The organism is Sphingopyxis sp., from assembly GCF_040216815.1.
Classification (GTDB): Bacteria; Pseudomonadota; Alphaproteobacteria; order Sphingomonadales; family Sphingomonadaceae; genus Sphingopyxis.
This window is the reverse complement of sequence record NZ_JAVJOJ010000009.1, coordinates 838,336-855,574: the sequence shown is the minus strand read 5'-3', so window position 1 is coordinate 855,574 and position 17,239 is coordinate 838,336. Positions and strand designations below refer to the sequence as shown.

The following is a 17,239-nucleotide window of genomic DNA, read 5'->3' as shown; positions in this document are numbered from 1 at the left end:
GACATTTCATTTTTTTTGTTGCGCGCGGAACATAACGCAATTGTGTTCCCGATCCAGCCGAACGCCCGCATTTGCGTCATTTTTGACAGGGTGATGTTTTTTGGCCACAGCCCGATTCGGGCCTTCACGGCCTAGCGCATGACGGCAGCCGAGCGTGCCGTAGCGTCATCGGCCGGCCTGCCCGAGCAGGGGAAAACAAGCCGCCGCCCGCCCGCGACGAGCATCGCCCGATAAGGACCGGGAAAATTTTCAGCGATCGCCGGTTCTTGCGCCGCCAGTCCCCCGGTCAGGCTGCCGAAGGCAGGCAGAATCAGCCGCCGGTCATCGGCGACGAAGCAGGCCCGCGCGACATGGCGGCCGCGCACATGCGTCCGCAGCTTGGGATGGAAATGCCCCGATATTTCGGGCCGCACCTCGTCGCGTGCGGCCTGGTGACGAAAAACGATGCCGTCGACCACCATCTCGTCGGCGATCGTCCCGCCCCAAGCCCCGGCGCTGAGCCCGTCGTGATTGCCGGCGATCCAGACGAATGCGGCCGATTGCGCCTGCGCGGCCAGGCGCGCGGCGACGGCGGGAACGACGCGGCCCGCGGCATCGCGGTCGTGGAAGCTGTCGCCGAGACACCATATCGCACGCGCACCGGTGCGCCCCGCAAGCGCCGCGAGGCGGTCGAGCGTATCGTGGCTGTCATAGGGTGGTAGCGGCTGGCCGAGCGCCGCGTACCAGCTTGCCTTTTCCAGATGCAGGTCGGCGACGATCAGCGCGCCGTGGCGCGGCCAGAACAAGGCATTGTCGGCCAGCATGCGAAAAGGCTGGCCTGCAAAGTCGAAAGGCGCGTCGGCGGGCATCGTGCGGCTATGGCGGCAGCGCTGCACCGCCGCAAGCGGCTATCCGCCGAGCGCACCCCGGCTTGCCGCAAAGCGCTGCCCCGCGCTGCGATGCGCGCGCTCGGGCAGGTCGAACACAACGCGCTTGTTGGGAAAATCGATCTCGATCCGGTCGAACAGCGACAGGCTGTCCATGCCGAGCAGCAGCGCCGGCCGCTCGTGAAGGCCGAGCGCGCGGAACGCCTGACCGTCGGCAAAGCTGACCGGCAGGTCGTTGATGTCCATGCCGGCGACGACGATGCGTTTGATCGCGGTGCGCGTCGCGCGCACATCCTCACCCGTCACCGCGGCCAGGACGGTCGGAAAGAAGGGCACGCTATTGGCGCGCCGTTTCGCGACCAGCCGTTGCAGCGCGAGGTTGCCGACGCTGGTTTGGGCGCCCGTGTCGACGATGACATCGATACGCTTTCCGTCGATCCGCGCGTCGGACAGGATCAACCGTCCAGCCGAGTTGCGCGCCGTGACGACGATGGCATCATCGTCGCGGATCACCGGCCGCGCGCGCTTGCGGGTCTCCAATATCTCCATCCGTTCGTTGCGGAAATCGATGAGGACGCGCCGTTCCTCGAGCATGTCGACGCCGATCAACCCGGCAGCGCCGATGTGGCGGCCGTGAAAGGCCGGAGCATTGACCTTGGCCAAATGGAGCTTGGCCATTTGCAGCGCCGCGACATGATAGCTCGGCACCGTCGCCGAGCCGCCGATGGTCGCCATCCGAAGCTTTTCGCCCGGCACCAGCCCGAGCCGGTCGGCGAGTTCGCGCGCGATCACCGTCCGTTCGGCGCCGGTATCGACCAGGAAGGAAAAGGGCCCCTCGCCCCCCACCATCACCTGCACCGCCATCCGCCGCGTCGCGTCGAGGTCGAAGGGTTCGATGAACGGCACGACGCCGACCGGCGGCGTCACGGCCTGCCCCGTGGGTGCAGGCGTGGCAGCGGGCGTCGGCGGCGGCCCCGCGGGCGCGGGTGTCGCGCCGAGCAACAGGGGTGCGGCGGCCGCGAACAGCGCCGCAAGGCCGAACCGTCTGATCGTGGAGGCCATCGCGGACATCCTCTCCTTTATCGCGCACAGTCTACGCCTCGTCGGCGTATCCGGCAAGCGAAACACCCCGCGCGGCGCCAGCGGGTCAGTCCGCGTACATCGCGGTTTCGGCGAGCGAATCGGCGAGTTCGCCGAGCAAGGCGTCGTCGAGATCGGCCGCCGCGACGCTCTCGCGCCCGATCAGTACCAGCACCGGAATGGCGAGCGGGCTGATCCGGTCGAGCGTCACATGGCGCATCGTTCCTGCGGCGCGGTCCAGCAGATCGCCGAGCCGGGCGACATCGGTAAGCCGCTCGCGCGCATCGGCCCACGCCGCCTCGATCAGCAGATGATCGGGTTCATATTTGCGGAGCACGTCGAAGATGAGGTCGGTCGAAAAAGTCACCTGCTTGCCCGTCTTGCGCTTGCCCGGATGCTGGCGCTCGATCAGCCCGCCGATCACCGCCACCTCGCGAAAGGCGCGCTTCAGGAGGTGCGAGTTTTCCACCCATTCGACAAATTCGTCCGACAGGATTTCGGCATCGAAAAGGGTTTCGGGGTGCGTCACCGGACGCAGCGACCAGACGGCAAGCGCATAGTCGGACGCAACGAAGCCCATCGGCTGCAACCCCGCGCGGTCCATCCGCTTGGTGATCAGCATTCCGAGCGACTGGTGCGCGTTCCACCCCTCGAACGGATAGGCGACGAGATAGTGAAGCTCGTCGCGGGGGAAGGTTTCGACGAGCAATTCGCCCGCGCGCGGCAGGACCGAGCGCAGTTGCTGCATCTCCAGCCAGAAACGCACATCGTCCGGAAAACGCGCCCAGCTTTCGGGATCGGCGAGGAAGGCGCGCACGCGATCGGCGAGCCGCGTCGAAAGCGCCATGCGCGCACCGACATAGGAGGGAATGCGCGCCGGCCGCGTCGTCGCACGGACAATGAGGTCGGTATCGCGGATCGACTCGACCTCGAGGCTCAAGCCCGCAAAGGCAAAAGTGTCGCCTGGGACAAGCGTGCTCGCGAAATATTCCTCGACGGTGCCGAGGCGCCTTCCGTTCCTGAACCGCACGTCGAGCGTCGGCGCGTCGACGATGATCCCGGCGTTGAGCCGGTGCTGCGCCGCGAGCCGGGGATGGGCAATGCGCCAGCCGCCCTTTCCGTCGGGCGCGAGGCGCCGGAAACGGTCATAGCTTTTGAGCGCATAGCCGCCGTCGCGCACGAATCCGAGCAGACGGTCAAAGGTTTCGGCGTCGATCCACCGATAAGGCGCGGCGCCGCGGATTTCCGCGAGCAGCCGCTCCGTATCGAAAGGCGCGGCGCAGGCGAGCGCCATCACATGCTGTGCGAGCACGTCGAGCGCGCCGGGGCGGAAGCGGTCGGCGTCGCGCTCCCCGGCCTCGACCGCGTCCAGCGCCGCGCGCGCCTCCAGATATTCAAAACGATTGCCCGGGACGATCAGCGCCTTGCTCGGCTCGTCGAGCCGGTGGTTCGCGCGGCCGATCCGCTGGAGCAGCCGCGACGAACCCTTGGGCGCGCCCATCTGGATCACGCAATCGACATCGCCCCAGTCGAGCCCGAGGTCGAGGCTCGACGTCGCGACCAGCGCGCGAAGGCGTCCCTCGGCCATGGCCTGTTCGGCGCGCTGGCGCGCCTCGCGGTCGAGGCTGCCGTGGTGGATCGCAATCGGCAGCGAGGCGTCATTGACCTTCCACAGCTCCTGAAAGGTCAGTTCGGCGAGGCCGCGCGTGTTGCAAAAGATGATCGTCGTGCGATTCGCCGCCACGACCTCCATAACCTGATGCACCGCCCAGCGCCCCGAATGGCCCGCCCAGGGCACCGCCCCTTCGGGCAAAAGGATGGAAATATCGGGGTCGGCGCCCGCCTCGCCTTCGATGAGCGTCACCGCGCTCGCGTCGGCGCCGGGCGCCAGCCAGGCGCGATATTGATCGGGATCGGCGATCGTCGCCGACAGGCCGACGCGGCGAAGGCCGGGCGAAATCGCGTGAAGCCGCGACAGCGAAAGGCTGAGCAGATCGCCGCGCTTGCCGGGCGCAAAGGCGTGAATCTCGTCGATCACCACGGTCTTGAGATCCGCGAACATCGTGAAGCTGTCGGGGTAGGAGAGCAAAAGCGACAGCGATTCGGGCGTGGTCAACAGGATGTTGGGCGGCTTTGCGCGCTGGCGCGCCTTTTTGTCCGAACTCGTATCGCCGCTGCGGCTCTCGACGCTGATGCCCAACCCCATGTCGGCGATCGGCCCCAGCAGATTGCGTTCGACGTCGGCCGCCAGCGCTTTCAGCGGCGATACATAGAGGGTGTGCAGGCGGTCGGAGGGCTCCGCGGCCAGATCGACAAGGCTGGGCAGAAATCCCGCCAGCGTCTTGCCCGCACCCGTCGCGGCAACGAGCAACGCATGCTCGCCGCGCCGCCCCGCCGCAAGCATATCGGCCTGATGCTGCCTGAGCCGCCAGCCGCGCGCGGCAAACCAGTCGGCAAAGGGGGCGGGGAGGTGCATCCCGTCAATTTGGGGCGCGCGGGGGATAGGCGCAATGCTTGTCTGATGGTCTGAATCGACCGGAGGCTGGCGTTCCTTTCATCGTCATCCCGGCCTTCGCCGGGATGACGGAATTGAAAAAGTCCGCTCCCCACCCCAAAATCGGCCTTCCTTCAAAGCCCCGCCGCCATTGCCTTCAGCAAACCCCGCCAATGCTCTCCCAGCCGTCGCTGGAACAGAACCAGCTCAAAGCCATGCCGCGCGACATGGCGTTGCGGGATGGCGTCCCAGCCGCGGTGCTCGACCGTCACGCGTGTTTCGGCGCCGACCGGTTCGAAGCGGACATCGACTTCGGTGGCCTGATCGGCCGCGAAGCTGGGCAGGCGCCAGCCGAAGGCAAGCCGCTCGCCCGGCAGCCAATGGCGCACCCGCCCGATTTCCCATTCCTCGCCATCGGCGAAGCGCGTGACGAGCCGTCCGTTCGGACCCGCGGGGTCGAAGCGCAGCGTGCCATCGCCGCGCCGGCTGAGCTGGAACAAGGGATGGCTCTGCCACCACAGGCCGATGTCGCGGGTAAAGGCCGCGAACGCCGCCTCCGGCGACGCCGCGACGCGCAGCGCCACGATCACCGCGGCGCCGCTCATTTCCCGTGCTCGATGTGGCGCTTGAACGCGGCGAGCTGGCGCGTCCACAGCGCCTCGGTATCGGCGAGCCATTGCCTGAGTTCAGCGGTCGCGCCGTCCTTCAGCGAATAGATGCGCACGCGCGCATCGAACGCCGGGTGCCCATCCTCGACCAGCCCGCCCTCTTTCAGCACGCGCAGGTGGCGGCTCATCGCGGGCGGCGCGAGACCGAGTTCGCGCGCCAGTTCGCCCGCGCTGCGCGGCCGCTGGCCGATCAGCTCGACCGCGCGTCGCCGCACCGGGTCGGCGAGCGCGCCGAGCGTCCGGTCGAGCGCGGCACTCAAGCGTCGAGCCGCGTCAGGGTGGTGAAACCGCCTGCGGCGTCCCATTCGGCCGCGGTCTTGGCCTCGACCGTGACGCCGAAGGTCCAGATATGCCCCTCGATGTCCTTGGCGCGGTAGGTGCGGTCGCCGTAGAATTGCGTTTGGGGTTCGGCGACAATGACGGCGCCCGCCGCGCGTGCCTGTTCGCAATGCGCATCAATGTCCTCGCCCGCCGCCAGATGGACGTGCACCGACTGCGTATTCCTGCCGCCCAGATTCGCCGGACTGCGATGGTCGTCGGACCATTCGTTACCGACCATCACCACCGAATCGCCGAAACCCATTTCCGAATGCGCAAGGTTGCCCGCCGCGTCGAGCAGCACGAACAGCGGATCGAAACCAAAGGCCTGCTCCAGCCAGCGGAACGCCGCCTTGGGGTCGCGATAGGTGACGGCGCTCGAAAACCCTTTGGAACGCACATGATCGGCCATGTTCTGCCTCCCGATTCGATGAATTGATTTCTCATCTATAGAATATTTGTAGAAAAATGAAAATAGTCGTCCGCAGGCGCGAAGATGCTAAGGCTCGACGATGAGCGACGATCTCTACCAGCATATCGAAGAGGCGATGACGCTCGCCCGAGCGCAACGCGGCAAAGGCCGCGTCGCCGACTATATCCCCGCGCTTGCCAAGGTCGATCCAGCAAAGCTGGGCTTCGCGCTCGCGCTGCCCGACGGGACGGTCCATGCCGCCGGCGATGCCGACGAGCCCTTTTCGATCCAGTCGGTGTCCAAGGTCTTCACCCTCGCGCTCGCACTGCGCCGGGTCGGCAGCGAGTTGTGGGACAGCGTCGGACGCGAGCCGTCGGGCAGCGCGTTCAATTCGATCGTCCAGCTGGAAAGCGAAGCGGGTATCCCGCGCAACCCGCTGATCAACGCCGGTGCCATCGCGACCACCGACCGGCTGATCGATGGGCGGAACGGCGACGCGGTGGCCGAAGAAATCGTCGCCTTCATGCGCGCCCGCGCGGGCGACGATAGGATCGTGATTGACGAGGAGGTGGCGTCGTCGGAATCCGAAACCGGCGCGCGCAACCGCAGCCTCGCCCATTTCATGGATGCGTTCGGCAATCTGCGGCATCCGGTCGAAAGCGTCGTCGGCGTCTATTTCCGCCAGTGCGCGATTGCGATGTCGTGCCGCCAGCTGGCGCGCGCGGGGCTGTTCCTGGCGATGGAGGGGCGCGACCCGCGGACCGGCGAGCAGGTGCTCGACGCGCACCGCGCGCGGCGCATCAACGCGATCATGATGCTCTGCGGCCATTATGACAATTCGGGCGAATTCGCCTTTCGCGTCGGCCTGCCGGGCAAGAGCGGCGTCGGCGGCGGCATATTGTGCATCGCGCCGGGGCAGGGATCGATCGCGGTCTGGTCGCCCGCGCTCAACGATGCGGGAACCTCGCTTGCAGGTGCCGCGGCGCTCGAACATTTCGCCTATGCGGCGGGGTGGTCGGTGTTCGATTGAGCGCGATGCGAAAGGGTGTCGGGATGGTCGCCGGATGGGTCGGGGATGACAATGGGCGTCCCCACGGCCCATGTGATCGTCCTCACTTGGCGATCGCCCGCCCGCAGCATATAAAAACGCGAACAAGAACAGATTCCGGTCGCATCATCCGCGGGCGCCGTCCCGCAACAGGGAGGTTTGCATGCGTTCGAGTCTGCGTTTCGTTTCCGTCGCCGCTGTCGCCGCGATGCTCGCCGCCGTTCCCGGCTCGGCGCAAAAGACCACCGGTCCCAAGGAGCGTTATGAAATGGACGTCGCCACGGCGTCGGGTTTTGCCGCGATGGCCGCGGGGGGACGCAAGCCCGGCGTCGGCGGGATGATGGGGATGATGTTCGGCGGCGGCCCCGACAACCAGGTCGCGCGCACGATCGAGCTCCGCCTGGGGTCGAACCAGTCGCCGGCGAAGCCGCCCGTCCGCGCCGACCATTTTTTCGAGCCGCAGGCAAAGCTCGGCGCCTCGCTGCCGCTGTGGGGCCCCGAACCCGGAAAGCCGCGCCCGCGCGAGGATGGCAACGAGATGCCCGACAATTTCGAGCGCCCGAAGGGCCGCCTGCTGCTCTTCTGGGGCTGCGGCGCGAAAGCGGGCCCCGGCCAGCCCGTCGTCATCGATTTCGCAAAGGTCGCCGCGGGACAGGTGCCCCCGAACCTCTTTACCTCGACCGTCCCGCGTATCCGCGAGGTGATGCTGTCGAACAGCGCCTCCTACGCCGACTGGCCGAACGCCAAATCGTCGAAAGTGGTGCCGAAGGACAGCTCGCTGCTCGGCGCGCACCGCGTCGCCGGCAATGTCGGGCCGGAGATCAATTTCACGCTGGCGCAGGATTATATGCCCGCGCTGAACGCCTCGACCGCGATGCAGGGCGACGGGTCGGTGATGATCCGCTGGAACCAGCTTGCTCCCGCGACGGGCTATGTCGCTTGGGCGTTCGGCGGCATGGATCGCGGCGGCGGGGGCGGCGACATGGTGTGGTGGACGAGCAGCGCGTCGCAGCAGTTCGGCGGCGGCCTCTGGGACTGGCTGCCGCCCGCGACCGTCGCTCGGCTCGTCACGCAAAAGATCGTGATGCCGCCCGCGCAGACGAGCTGCCAGATCCCGGCCGAGGTCAAGAAGGCGTCGGGCGAGATGATGTTCGGCAATTTGAACGCCTTTGGGCCCGAGGCGAATTTCGCCTATCCGACCAAGCCCGCGGGCAATGCCGTCTGGAACATCGACTGGACGGCGAAGGTGCGCTTTCGTTCGCACACCATGCTGATGATCGGCGCCGATTTCGGCGGCATGGGCGGCATGGGCGGCGACGGGGACGCTCCGGCCGAAAAGCCGAAGAAGAAAAAGTGCAAGGGGCCCCTTGGCATCCCGCTCCCCGACGGCGCCTGCTGACCGCGCAGTCAGCGCCGGTTCACACGCTCTGGGGTAAACGAGTCGGCGGTAGGGATATTGGAAGACAGGAGTTCAAGCCATGCGTCATCTGATCCCGGCGCTGATCGCCGCCGCCGCGCTCGCGGCCACCCCCGCCGCTGCGCGCGACAAAAGCGATCCCGAAGCGCAGCTTGCCAAGATGCTGGAAGGCCGCGTTGCCGGCGAACCGCAAAAATGCATCGCGCTGTCGAGCGTCAGCAGCTCGCAGATCATTGATGAAACCGCGATCGTTTATCGCATCGGCAATACGCTGTGGGTCAACCGTCCCGAAGGCGGCGCCCGGTCGCTCGACGACGACGATATTCTCGTCACCCGGACGACCGGCAGCCAGCTGTGCAATATCGACACGGTCGAGCTGCGCGACCGCAGCAGCCGGATGTACGCCGGCTTTGTCTCGCTCGGGGATTTCGTCCCCTATCGGCGCGCCAAGACGGATTAGCCTGATTCGGTCATTGCGAGCGCAGCGAAGCAATCCAGGGTTGCGTAAACCGCCCTGGATTGCTTCGCTCGCACAGGGCGCGAGTTTATCCTGAGCGCCTGCAAGGCAGTCGAAGGGCTCGCAATGACGAACGATTCTGAAACCACGCCTCCCCCCGCCGATTGGGCGCGGCAATTGCTTGCCTTCTGGTTCGACGATCATACGATGGACGACTGGTACGGTGGCGGCCCCGATTTCGACGCCGAGGTCCGCGACCTCGCCGCGGACTGGCACCGGGCGCTTCGCTCGAAGCCCGCCGAAGCCTTCCTGACCGACCCCGACACCGCGCTCGCCGCGACGATCCTGTTCGATCAGGTGCCGCGCAACATCTATCGCGGCCACGCCGACGCCTTTGCCACCGACAGCCTTGCGCGGGCGATCGCGCGCGAGGTCGTCGCGCGCGGCTGGCACGAACGCTGGCCCGACGAACGGCGCCAGTTTGCCTGCCTGCCCTTCCAGCATAGCGAGGACATCGACGACCAGCGCGAATCGCTGCGGCTGTTCGCGGGGTTCGACGACCCCATGTTCATGGATTATGCGCAAAAACACTTCGACATCGTCGACCGTTTCGGCCGCTTCCCGCATCGCAACGACGCGCTCGGCCGCGCGACGCGCGCCGACGAGGAGGCCGCGATAGAAGAGGGCAAGAATTGGTGATAGGGCGGGCGCTCTGACGGAGACGAGCGATGGCCGAATTCACCGATACGCTGACCGACAAGCATATCGCCTTTATCGAAAAACAGCCGGTCTTTTTCACCGCGACCGCCGCCGAGGGCGCGCGCATCAACCTGTCGCCCAAAGGCTATGCCGACAGCTTCCGCGTGCTTTCGGAAAGCCAGGTCGCCTATCTCGACCTCGGCGGATCGGGCAACGAGACGCACGCGCATCTTGCCGCCGACGGGCGGATCACGATCATGTTCTGCGCGTTCGACCGCAGTGCGCTGATCCTGCGTATCTACGGCCGCGGGCGGGCGGTGCTTCCGCAGGACGCCGAATGGCACGCGCTCGCCACGCATTTCACCCTGCTTCCCGGCACCCGCCAGATCTTCGTCATCGACATCGAAAGCGTGCAGACGAGCTGCGGCTGGGGCGTGCCGATGATGGAATTGCAACACGAACGCGATACGCTGCAGAAATATCATCGCCAGGCCGACCCCCTGCTATGGGTCGAAAAGTTCAAGGAACGCACAAAAAGCATCGACGGCCTGCCGACACGCGCCACCGACCGCTTCATCGCGGGGGACACCGCCTGATGCCGCTCGTCGAGCTCGTCCGCCTGCCCAACGGCGCCGAGGCCGAGTTGCTGCGCGGGCGCCTCGAAAGTGCGGGGGTCCATGCGGTGTGCTTCGACGCCGGGATGAACATCGCCGAAAGCGTCGGCCTGATGATTCCCGTGCGGATCATGGTGCTCGACGAGGATCTGGGCGAGGCGCAGGCGCTGATGGCCGAGTTCGAGTGCGGCGGGAACGGAAACGCCGGCTGAGCGCTTGAACCGAAGGTCATGATCAAGGTCGCCAGCTACAATATGCGCAAAGGTATCGGGCTCGACCGCCGCCGCGACCCCGGCCGCGTGCTCGCGGTGCTGCGCGAACTCGACGCCGACATCGTCGCGCTACAGGAGGCCGACCGCCGTTTCGGTACCCGCGCGAGCGCGATCCCGCCGCATATGTTCGAGGAGCATAGCGACTATGTCCCCGTCGACCTGCTCGGCGGGCGGCCCTATGCGATCGGCTGGCACGGCAATGCGCTGCTCGTGCGCAAGGGGGCCGAGGTCGAGGAAAGCCACGCGCTGCACCTGCCGACGCTCGAACCGAGGGGCGCGGTTGCCGCGACGGTGCGCATCGGCGACACGCGGCTGCGCGTCGTCGGGATGCACCTCGACATTTCGGGGCTGCGCCGCCGCCAGCAGGCGCGCGCGATCCTGCACCATGTCGCCGCGGGCGAAAAGCTGCCGACGATCCTGATGGGCGACTGCAACGAATGGCGCCCCACCGGCGGCTGCCTCGCCGACTTCGGTGCCGAACACCGGCTGGTCGATACCGGCCACAGCTTTCACAGCCGCCGCCCGGTCGCCAAGCTCGACCGGATTTTTGCGACCCCCGACCTCGAAGCCATCGAGGCAGGCGTCCACCGCAGCGCGCTCGCCGCGCGCGCTTCGGACCATTTGCCCATCTGGGCGCGGTTTCGGGCGATTTGATAGCTTGGGTGAAACTGGCCGTCGGCTTCGGGGTGGTTTCCCGACCTTCCTTTATCCGTCATCCCGGCGCGGGGTGTTCAGAGGCACGTGACTCTGAACACCCTGCGCCGGGATGACGAGGGAAGGGATGTCGTATTTCGGTTGATAGCCGACAATATCTCCACATCTCCACCCGGCCCACAACGGTCAACGACAGCAATGCCTAAATTTTAGGCAACTCCCCGCCTCTCCTGCCCACAGAGCGCACGATCCGGCACGCCAGCGACTCCAAAACCGTCACAAAATGTTAACTTTCAAGGCTCCCGCGCAATTTGGCACGGCTGTTGCACCGCAACATCGTGCCATTAGCAAAAGGGGGCATCATGAAGCTGATCCTGGCCATCATTAAACCGTTCAAGCTCGACGAGGTGCGCGAAGCCCTCACCGGGCTGGGCATTGCCGGCATGACCGTCACCGAGGTCAAGGGGTTCGGGCGGCAAAAGGGGCAGACCGAAATCTATCGCGGCGCCGAATATGCCACCAACATGGTGCCCAAGGTGAAGATCGAGCTCGTCTGCGACGACGCGCTTGCACCGAGAGTCGTCGAAACGCTCCAGCAAAGCGCGGGCACCGGATCGATCGGCGATGGCAAGATTTTCGTGCTCGACGTCGGCCAGGCGGTTCGCATCCGCACCGGCGAGACGGGCGAGGCGGCTCTCTAAATGACGAAGGGGGAAATTATGACGTTCGCAAACAAGATTGCGGCGGGCGCGGGGGCCGTGGGCCTTTCGCTGTTCGCCGCGCTGCCCGCCTGGGCGCAGGACGCGGCGCCTGCCGTCGCCGAGGCTGCCGCGCCGACGCCCGACAAGGGCGATACCGCCTGGATGATGATCTCGACCGTGCTCGTCATGGCGATGATCGTGCCCGGCCTCGCGCTCTTTTATGGCGGTCTTGTCCGTACCAAGAATATGGCGTCGGTGCTGACGCAGATCCTGGCGGTCGCCGCGCTCGCGATGATCATGTGGGTGATGTTCGGTTACAGCCTCGCCTTCGGCGGCGATGCCAATCAGTTCGTCTCGTCGGGCAAGGCCTTTCTTGCCGGCGTCACCGCCGATTCGACCGTCGCGACCTTCACCGACGGCGTCGTGATCCCCGAATTTGTGTTCATCGCCTTTCAGATGACCTTCTCGGCGATCACCGTCGCGCTGGTGCTCGGCGGGCTCGTCGAGCGCATGAAATTTTCGGCGATCATGGTGTTCGCGATCGTCTGGCTCACCATCGTCTATTATCCGATCGCGCACATGGTCTGGTATCTCGGCGGTGACGATGCCTCGACCGGGCTGATCTTCGGCTGGGGCGCGCTCGACTTCGCGGGCGGCACCGTCGTCCACATCAATGCGGGTATCGCGGCGCTCGTCGGCTGCCTGATCATCGGCAAGCGCACGGGCTATCAAAAGGAAATCATGGCGCCGCACTCGCTGACCATGACGCTGGTGGGCACCGGGCTCCTCTGGGTGGGCTGGTTCGGTTTCAACGCCGGCTCGGCGCTCGAAGCCAATGGTTCGGCGGGCCTGGCGCTGATCAACACTTTCACCGCCACCGCCGCCGGCGTCCTCTTCTGGATGCTCGCCGAACGCGCGCTCGGTCACAAGGGGTCGCTGCTCGGCGCCTGTTCGGGCGCGATCGCCGGCCTTGTCGCCGTCACCCCGGCGGCGGGCAATTCGGGTCCGTTCGGCGCGATCCTGCTCGGCGCGGTCGCGGGCATGGTTTGCTGCTGGTTCGTGATGAAGGTGAAGCCGAAGCTCGGCTTCGACGACTCGCTCGACGTCTTCGGCATCCACGGGCTCGGCGGCATCATCGGATCGGTCGGCACCGCGGTGACGATGCTCGCCGCGCTCGGCGGCCCGGCAGGCGACGATTATGTCCTCGGCAGCCAGCTCTGGGTGCAGATCAAGTCGGTCCTCGTCGCGATCCTCTGGTCGGGCATCGGTTCGGCGGTCGCTTTCTACATCGCGAAGCTGGTCACGGGCGGGCGCGTTTCGGCCGAAGTCGAGCGCGAAGGCCTCGACCTCGGCGAGCATGGGGAGCGCGCCTACAACTACTGACAACGAGACAGGATACCCGTCGCCGCACGTCTCTCTCCTTTCAACCGACGGCGGCGGGATCCTCCCCAGGTTCCTCCTGCGAACCACTGGCCGGGGTTTCACCCCGGCCTTTTTTTATCTGCGGCCGGAACGGCAGCGGGCCGGGGTTTCACCCCGGCCTTTTCGCGCCCTTCGCCGACCGTGGCCCGGATGCAACAGGCCGCGAGCAATCGGCCGCGAAAGATTCGTGCGCCATTGCGCAATGACGCGAAGAGGCGCACCTTCGCCGCCGGACCGACGCCAGATCGGCCACCAGGAGGAGGATTATCATGAATGCACGGGCATATTTGCTCGCGGGCTTGTCGCCGCTTGCGCTTTTCAGCGCCCCGGCCCTGGCGCAGAACACCGCCCCAAGCGCCGAGGATGACGGCAATATCATCATCGTCACCGCGACGAAGCGCGACGCCAATCTTCAGGACATTCCCTTTTCGATCAACGCGCAGACCGCCGAAGACATCCAGAAATCGGGCGCGGTGACGCTGGAAGATCTGTCGCGCAACGTCGCGGGCCTGTCGGTGCAGAACCTCGGGCCGGGGCAAAGCCAGGTGTCGGTGCGCGGCGTCTCGGCGGGGCAGGTTGTGCGCGACCAGCCGGGGGTCAAGGAGCAGGTCGGCGTCTATCTCGACGAAAGCGTCATCTCGCTCTCGCTCTTCACCCCCGACATCGACCTTTATGATTTGAACCGCGTCGAAACGCTGCGCGGGCCGCAAGGCACTTTGTTCGGATCGGGATCGGTCGGCGGCACGATCCGCTATATCACCAACCAGCCCAAGATCGGGGTGATGGAAGGCAGCGTCGAGGCGAATCTGAACCTCGTCGATGGCGACGATCTTGGCGGCCATCTGAAAGGTGCGGTCAATGTGCCGATGGGCGACAATGCGGCGATCCGCGCGGTCGGCTATTACACGCGCTACGGCGGTTTCATCAACGCGATCGGCCCGGCGGGCAAGGACGATGTCAACAGCGGCGAACGCTATGGCGGACGCCTCGCGCTGACCTTTGAACCGAGCGACAATCTGTCGATCACGCCGCGTGTCGTCTATCAGAAGGTCAAGGCCGATGGCTTCAACCGGCAGGAGATTTACAATCTCTATGCCAATGAGTTCACGACGACGCGCCCCGCGGTGACGTTCGACGAGCGCGAGCAATATCTGATGCTGCGCGAAGCGTTCGAGGACGAAACGCTGATCGCCGACCTCAAGATCGACGTCGGGCTCGGCGGTGCGACGCTGACGTCGGTGACGAGCTATATCAACCGCGACATCCTCGTCAGCCGCGACGCGAGCGCGCTCACCGGATCGGTGTCGGTCGACCTCGGCTTCCCCGACGCGGGCGTGCTCCTGCCCTCGAATCTGCTCGACACGACCGACCTCGAAACCTGGACGCAGGAGGTTCGGCTCGCCTCGGACAATGACGGGCCGTTCCAGTGGCTCGTCGGCGGTTTCTATTCCAAGATCGACCGCGTCTATACGCAGACGCTGCCGACGCCGGGCTATGACGGTTTTACCGATGCAACGCTGGGCGCGGGCACATCGGACGCGGTGCGCAACGGGTTCGGTACTGATTCGCCCTACAACGCCTTCCTGCCCTATGACATCAAGCAGTTCGCGATTTTCGGCGAGGTCAGCTACGACATCACCGATGCTTTCACCGCGACCGCGGGCGGGCGCTATTACGACTTCAAGGAAACGCGCAGCTTTGTTTCGGGCGGGCTGTTCGCCAATGGCGACAACCGCACCGACAGCACCAAGTCGAGCGGTTTCACCCCGCGTTTCCTTCTGTCCTACGATGTCAGCGACAATGTCACGGTCAATGCGCAGGCGTCGAAGGGTTTCCGCCTCGGCGGGGTCAACGATCCCCTGAACCTGCCGCTCTGTTCGGACGAGGACGAGGCGCTGTTCGGCGCCTTCCAGGACTATGACGACGAAACCCTGTGGAACTACGAGCTTGGCATCAAGACGCAGGGCCGCGGTTTCACCTTCAACGCCGCGGGTTTTTACAACGACATCAAGAATCTGCAGGTCACGCTCGATGCCGGCACCTGTTCGTCGCGCATCGTCTTCAACGTACCCAAGGCGCATTCGATGGGCGTCGAGTTCGAACTGGGGCTGTCGCCCACGCGCGGGCTCGACCTCAACCTGTCGGGCAGCCTTATCGAGGCCGAGTTCGATTCGACGCTCCCGGGCGCGCTGACGGCGGCAACGGGCATCCGCGACGGCAATCGGCTGCCTTCGGTGCCCAAATTCCAGCTGACGGCGTCGGGCAGCTATGAATGGCCGATCGGCGATACCGCGAGCATGTATGTCGCGGCGTCGGTCCAGCATGTCGGCACGCGCTATACGCAGCCGGCGGACCAGGAAAACAACCCGCGCACCTTCGTGCACGGCCTGCCGTTCGGCGGCGCGCCGGCGGGGGCATCCACGACAGTCGACCTTCAGCTTCCCGACTATCAGCTCGTGAACCTCAGCGCCGGGGTCGATTTCGACAACGGCCTGTCGCTGATCGCCTATGTCAACAATGTCTTCGACGAGAATGCCCTGCTGTCGTTCGACCGCGAACGTGGCGGCCGCGCGCGCCTTGGCTACACGGTCGGCCAGCCGCGCACCTTTGGCATCACCGCGCGCAAGACATTTTGAGCTGCCGGAAAGGGGGCGGCCTCCTCGTCGGCCGCCCCCTTTCTCAACTGAAATGCTGCACAATTTTTGTGCAGCATCGCCTCAAATTTGGCCTTTCCAACATGACATTAATGTGGCATTCATTGGGTCAACAGTTTCAGGAGGGGAGAGCCTGAAAGGCTGGGCCGGGATGAAAATCCCGGCCCTCTTTTTTTGCGCAGCAAGGATTCCAGCCGGAATTGGCGCTTTTCAGGGCGTGTTGCGACGATAGTGCAGCATAGCAAAGACGCGCCAGCGGCGGTCGCCGCGCAGCGCCGAATCGCTGACGCTCATCCGCCCTTTCGCCGAGCGACGGCGCGGCGGGTGCCCCGGCCGCGTTCGCAGAACCGCAGCGCGGGCTATGCTGCCATTTCGGACTGCGAGAACATGAAGGCGTTGCCGTCGGGGTCGTAAAAGGTGAGCAGCTTAACCAGCCCGGGAATGTGCTGGATACCGCCATCCTGCCGCACGCCTTCGGCGTCGAGATGCGCCTTGGCCGCATCGATGTCGGCAACCTCGAACACATTGGTCGCGCCGCCGCCCTGCGCGACCTCCTCGACCTGACTGAGCCCGATATTCACCCCCGCCATCGGCGTTTTCAATTCGCACCAGCCAATCTCGTCGGCGCGGTAGAGCAGCTCGCACAACATCACGCGCTCATACCAGGCGATCGACGCCGTCATATCCTTCACGCCCATCGAACAGGTGAGTTCGGATCCGATTTTCAATGCCATGTCATCATTCCCTTTCGCCGACTGACGCCGTCATTGCGAGGAGCCGAAGGCGACGCGGCAATCCGGAGTGAGCGTAACCACCCTTGGATTGCTCCGTCGCTCCGCTCCTCGCAATGACGGTGCGCAGGAACCGTAGCGCGCACTCCAACGTCCTTGCTTCGATAGTCTGATTTGTATAGTTAGTTGCAAATGCCGTCAACAGCATCCGATCCGCTGCTGCTCCAGCTGGGCAGCCATCGCTGGCTGGTGCCGCTGCTCGCCGACCTCGCCGCGCATAAGGGCGCGCGTTTCGTCGAGCTGGTTCACCGACTCGGCCTGCCCCGCGACAGCCTTGCGCGTACGCTGGACGCCGCGCAGGCGGCGGGCTGGGTCCGGCGCAATCCCGGCCACGGCCATCCGCTGCGCCCTGAATATATTCTGACCGAGACCGGACGGGCCGCCGCTGCGCGCGCCGCGACGATCGCCGACGCGCAGCGCGCGCTTGGCCTCGCCCCCGGCGCGGCGACGCGCTGGGGATTGCCGCTGGTCGCGGGCATCGGCGCCGGGCATGACCGCTTCAACGCGCTATCGCGGCTGCTCGCCCCCGCCACGCCGCGCGCGCTGTCACAGGGGCTGAGCGCGCTGGGTGAGCATGGGTTGGTACGGCGCGAGGTGATCGATATGCGCCCGCCGGCGAGCCGATACGATCTGACGCGACGCGGGCGCGTGCTGGCGAAGGCGTGCTTATAA

18 protein-coding genes are annotated in these 17,239 nt (G+C 65.8%); 11 read left to right on the top strand and 7 right to left on the bottom strand.

What is annotated here, in order from left to right; translation table 11 throughout:
• Window positions 1–131: 131 nt before the first annotated feature.
• From pdeM to RIA72_RS14570, 6 genes are all read right to left on the bottom strand, one after another.
• Window positions 132–848, bottom strand: a complete 717-nt coding sequence (gene pdeM / locus RIA72_RS14595; RefSeq protein ID WP_502957968.1) for a ligase-associated DNA damage response endonuclease PdeM — start codon at window positions 846–848, stop codon at window positions 132–134.
• A 39-nt stretch (window positions 849–887) separates the two neighbouring features.
• Window positions 888–1,928 carry a retroviral-like aspartic protease family protein gene (locus tag RIA72_RS14590; RefSeq protein WP_350032781.1) on the bottom strand — a complete coding sequence of 347 codons (1,041 nt, stop codon included), beginning with the start codon at window positions 1,926–1,928 and terminating at the stop codon, window positions 888–890.
• Window positions 1,929–2,013: 85 nt separating this feature from the next.
• Window positions 2,014–4,422: a ligase-associated DNA damage response DEXH box helicase gene (locus RIA72_RS14585; RefSeq protein WP_350032780.1), complete on the bottom strand. Its 2,409-nt coding sequence runs from the start codon at window positions 4,420–4,422 to the stop codon at window positions 2,014–2,016.
• A gap of 152 nt (window positions 4,423–4,574) precedes the next feature.
• Window positions 4,575–5,045, bottom strand: a complete 471-nt coding sequence (locus RIA72_RS14580) for an SRPBCC domain-containing protein (protein ID WP_350032779.1) — start codon at window positions 5,043–5,045, stop codon at window positions 4,575–4,577.
• Window positions 5,042–5,368: an ArsR/SmtB family transcription factor gene (locus RIA72_RS14575; protein WP_350032778.1), complete on the bottom strand. Its 327-nt coding sequence runs from the start codon at window positions 5,366–5,368 to the stop codon at window positions 5,042–5,044. Before RIA72_RS14575 ends, RIA72_RS14580 begins: the two co-directional genes overlap by 4 nt.
• Entirely contained in the window at window positions 5,365–5,838 is a 474-nt protein-coding gene (locus tag RIA72_RS14570; RefSeq protein ID WP_350032777.1) for a VOC family protein, read from the bottom strand. Before RIA72_RS14570 ends, RIA72_RS14575 begins: the two co-directional genes overlap by 4 nt.
• Window positions 5,839–5,938: 100 nt before the next feature.
• On the opposite strand from RIA72_RS14570, the gene RIA72_RS14565 reads away from it, so the two are divergent.
• The 10 genes from RIA72_RS14565 to RIA72_RS14520 all read left to right on the top strand — a co-directional run bounded on the left by RIA72_RS14565 (window position 5,939) and on the right by RIA72_RS14520 (window position 15,758).
• Complete coding sequence (locus RIA72_RS14565; protein WP_350032776.1) at window positions 5,939–6,868, top strand: glutaminase; 930 nt, start codon at window positions 5,939–5,941, stop codon at window positions 6,866–6,868.
• Window positions 6,869–7,049: 181 nt separating this feature from the next.
• The gene (locus tag RIA72_RS14560) at window positions 7,050–8,285 is read left to right on the top strand and encodes a hypothetical protein (protein WP_350032775.1); all 1,236 of its coding nucleotides are present in this window, start codon (window positions 7,050–7,052) and stop codon (window positions 8,283–8,285) included.
• 79 nt (window positions 8,286–8,364) lie between these two features.
• The gene (locus RIA72_RS14555; RefSeq protein ID WP_350032774.1) at window positions 8,365–8,763 is read left to right on the top strand and encodes a hypothetical protein; all 399 of its coding nucleotides are present in this window, start codon (window positions 8,365–8,367) and stop codon (window positions 8,761–8,763) included.
• A gap of 123 nt (window positions 8,764–8,886) precedes the next feature.
• Complete coding sequence (locus RIA72_RS14550; protein WP_350032773.1) at window positions 8,887–9,459, top strand: DUF924 family protein; 573 nt, start codon at window positions 8,887–8,889, stop codon at window positions 9,457–9,459.
• A gap of 29 nt (window positions 9,460–9,488) precedes the next feature.
• Window positions 9,489–10,055 (top strand): pyridoxamine 5'-phosphate oxidase family protein, encoded by a 567-nt coding sequence (locus RIA72_RS14545; RefSeq protein ID WP_350032772.1) that lies wholly within the window; start codon window positions 9,489–9,491, stop codon window positions 10,053–10,055.
• On the top strand, window positions 10,055–10,285 hold the full coding sequence (locus RIA72_RS14540) for a putative signal transducing protein (protein WP_350032771.1): 231 nt from the start codon (window positions 10,055–10,057) through the stop codon (window positions 10,283–10,285). The genes RIA72_RS14545 and RIA72_RS14540 overlap by 1 nt, the downstream gene beginning before the upstream one ends.
• An 18-nt stretch (window positions 10,286–10,303) precedes the next feature.
• On the top strand, window positions 10,304–10,999 hold the full coding sequence (locus RIA72_RS14535; RefSeq protein ID WP_350032770.1) for an endonuclease/exonuclease/phosphatase family protein: 696 nt from the start codon (window positions 10,304–10,306) through the stop codon (window positions 10,997–10,999).
• Between the two features lie 362 nt (window positions 11,000–11,361).
• Window positions 11,362–11,700, top strand: a complete 339-nt coding sequence (locus tag RIA72_RS14530) for a P-II family nitrogen regulator (protein WP_003043080.1) — start codon at window positions 11,362–11,364, stop codon at window positions 11,698–11,700.
• 18 nt (window positions 11,701–11,718) lie between these two features.
• Entirely contained in the window at window positions 11,719–13,083 is a 1,365-nt protein-coding gene (locus tag RIA72_RS14525; RefSeq protein WP_350032769.1) for an ammonium transporter, read from the top strand.
• Window positions 13,084–13,391: 308 nt separating this feature from the next.
• Complete coding sequence (locus RIA72_RS14520; protein WP_350032768.1) at window positions 13,392–15,758, top strand: TonB-dependent receptor; 2,367 nt, start codon at window positions 13,392–13,394, stop codon at window positions 15,756–15,758.
• 377 nt (window positions 15,759–16,135) lie between these two features.
• Here RIA72_RS14520 and RIA72_RS14515 read toward each other — a convergent pair whose 3' ends face one another.
• Window positions 16,136–16,510 (bottom strand): VOC family protein, encoded by a 375-nt coding sequence (locus tag RIA72_RS14515; protein ID WP_350032767.1) that lies wholly within the window; start codon window positions 16,508–16,510, stop codon window positions 16,136–16,138.
• Between the two features lie 189 nt (window positions 16,511–16,699).
• Between RIA72_RS14515 and RIA72_RS14510 the strand changes: the two genes are divergently transcribed.
• Window positions 16,700–17,239 carry a winged helix-turn-helix transcriptional regulator gene (locus RIA72_RS14510; protein ID WP_350032766.1) on the top strand — a complete coding sequence of 180 codons (540 nt, stop codon included), beginning with the start codon at window positions 16,700–16,702 and terminating at the stop codon, window positions 17,237–17,239.

Excerpts from the sequence above, each read along its gene's own strand:
- RIA72_RS14565 (WP_350032776.1), top strand. The coding sequence starts at position 5,939 with ATGAGCGACGATCTCTACCAGCATATCGAAGAGGCGATGACGCTCGCC.
- RIA72_RS14555 (WP_350032774.1), top strand. The coding sequence starts at position 8,365 with ATGCGTCATCTGATCCCGGCGCTGATCGCCGCCGCCGCGCTCGCGGCC.
- RIA72_RS14530 (WP_003043080.1), top strand. The coding sequence starts at position 11,362 with ATGAAGCTGATCCTGGCCATCATTAAACCGTTCAAGCTCGACGAGGTG.
- RIA72_RS14525 (WP_350032769.1), top strand. The coding sequence starts at position 11,719 with ATGACGTTCGCAAACAAGATTGCGGCGGGCGCGGGGGCCGTGGGCCTT.
- pdeM (WP_502957968.1), bottom strand. The coding sequence starts at position 848 with ATGCCCGCCGACGCGCCTTTCGACTTTGCAGGCCAGCCTTTTCGCATG.
- RIA72_RS14545 (WP_350032772.1), top strand. The coding sequence starts at position 9,489 with ATGGCCGAATTCACCGATACGCTGACCGACAAGCATATCGCCTTTATC.
- RIA72_RS14580 (WP_350032779.1), bottom strand. The coding sequence starts at position 5,045 with ATGAGCGGCGCCGCGGTGATCGTGGCGCTGCGCGTCGCGGCGTCGCCG.
- RIA72_RS14535 (WP_350032770.1), top strand. The coding sequence starts at position 10,304 with ATGATCAAGGTCGCCAGCTACAATATGCGCAAAGGTATCGGGCTCGAC.
- RIA72_RS14540 (WP_350032771.1), top strand. The coding sequence starts at position 10,055 with ATGCCGCTCGTCGAGCTCGTCCGCCTGCCCAACGGCGCCGAGGCCGAG.
- RIA72_RS14515 (WP_350032767.1), bottom strand. The coding sequence starts at position 16,510 with ATGGCATTGAAAATCGGATCCGAACTCACCTGTTCGATGGGCGTGAAG.
- RIA72_RS14520 (WP_350032768.1), top strand. The coding sequence starts at position 13,392 with ATGAATGCACGGGCATATTTGCTCGCGGGCTTGTCGCCGCTTGCGCTT.
- RIA72_RS14590 (WP_350032781.1), bottom strand. The coding sequence starts at position 1,928 with ATGGCCTCCACGATCAGACGGTTCGGCCTTGCGGCGCTGTTCGCGGCC.
- RIA72_RS14550 (WP_350032773.1), top strand. The coding sequence starts at position 8,887 with ATGACGAACGATTCTGAAACCACGCCTCCCCCCGCCGATTGGGCGCGG.
- RIA72_RS14585 (WP_350032780.1), bottom strand. The coding sequence starts at position 4,422 with ATGCACCTCCCCGCCCCCTTTGCCGACTGGTTTGCCGCGCGCGGCTGG.
- RIA72_RS14510 (WP_350032766.1), top strand. The coding sequence starts at position 16,700 with ATGCCGTCAACAGCATCCGATCCGCTGCTGCTCCAGCTGGGCAGCCAT.
- RIA72_RS14570 (WP_350032777.1), bottom strand. The coding sequence starts at position 5,838 with ATGGCCGATCATGTGCGTTCCAAAGGGTTTTCGAGCGCCGTCACCTAT.
- RIA72_RS14560 (WP_350032775.1), top strand. The coding sequence starts at position 7,050 with ATGCGTTCGAGTCTGCGTTTCGTTTCCGTCGCCGCTGTCGCCGCGATG.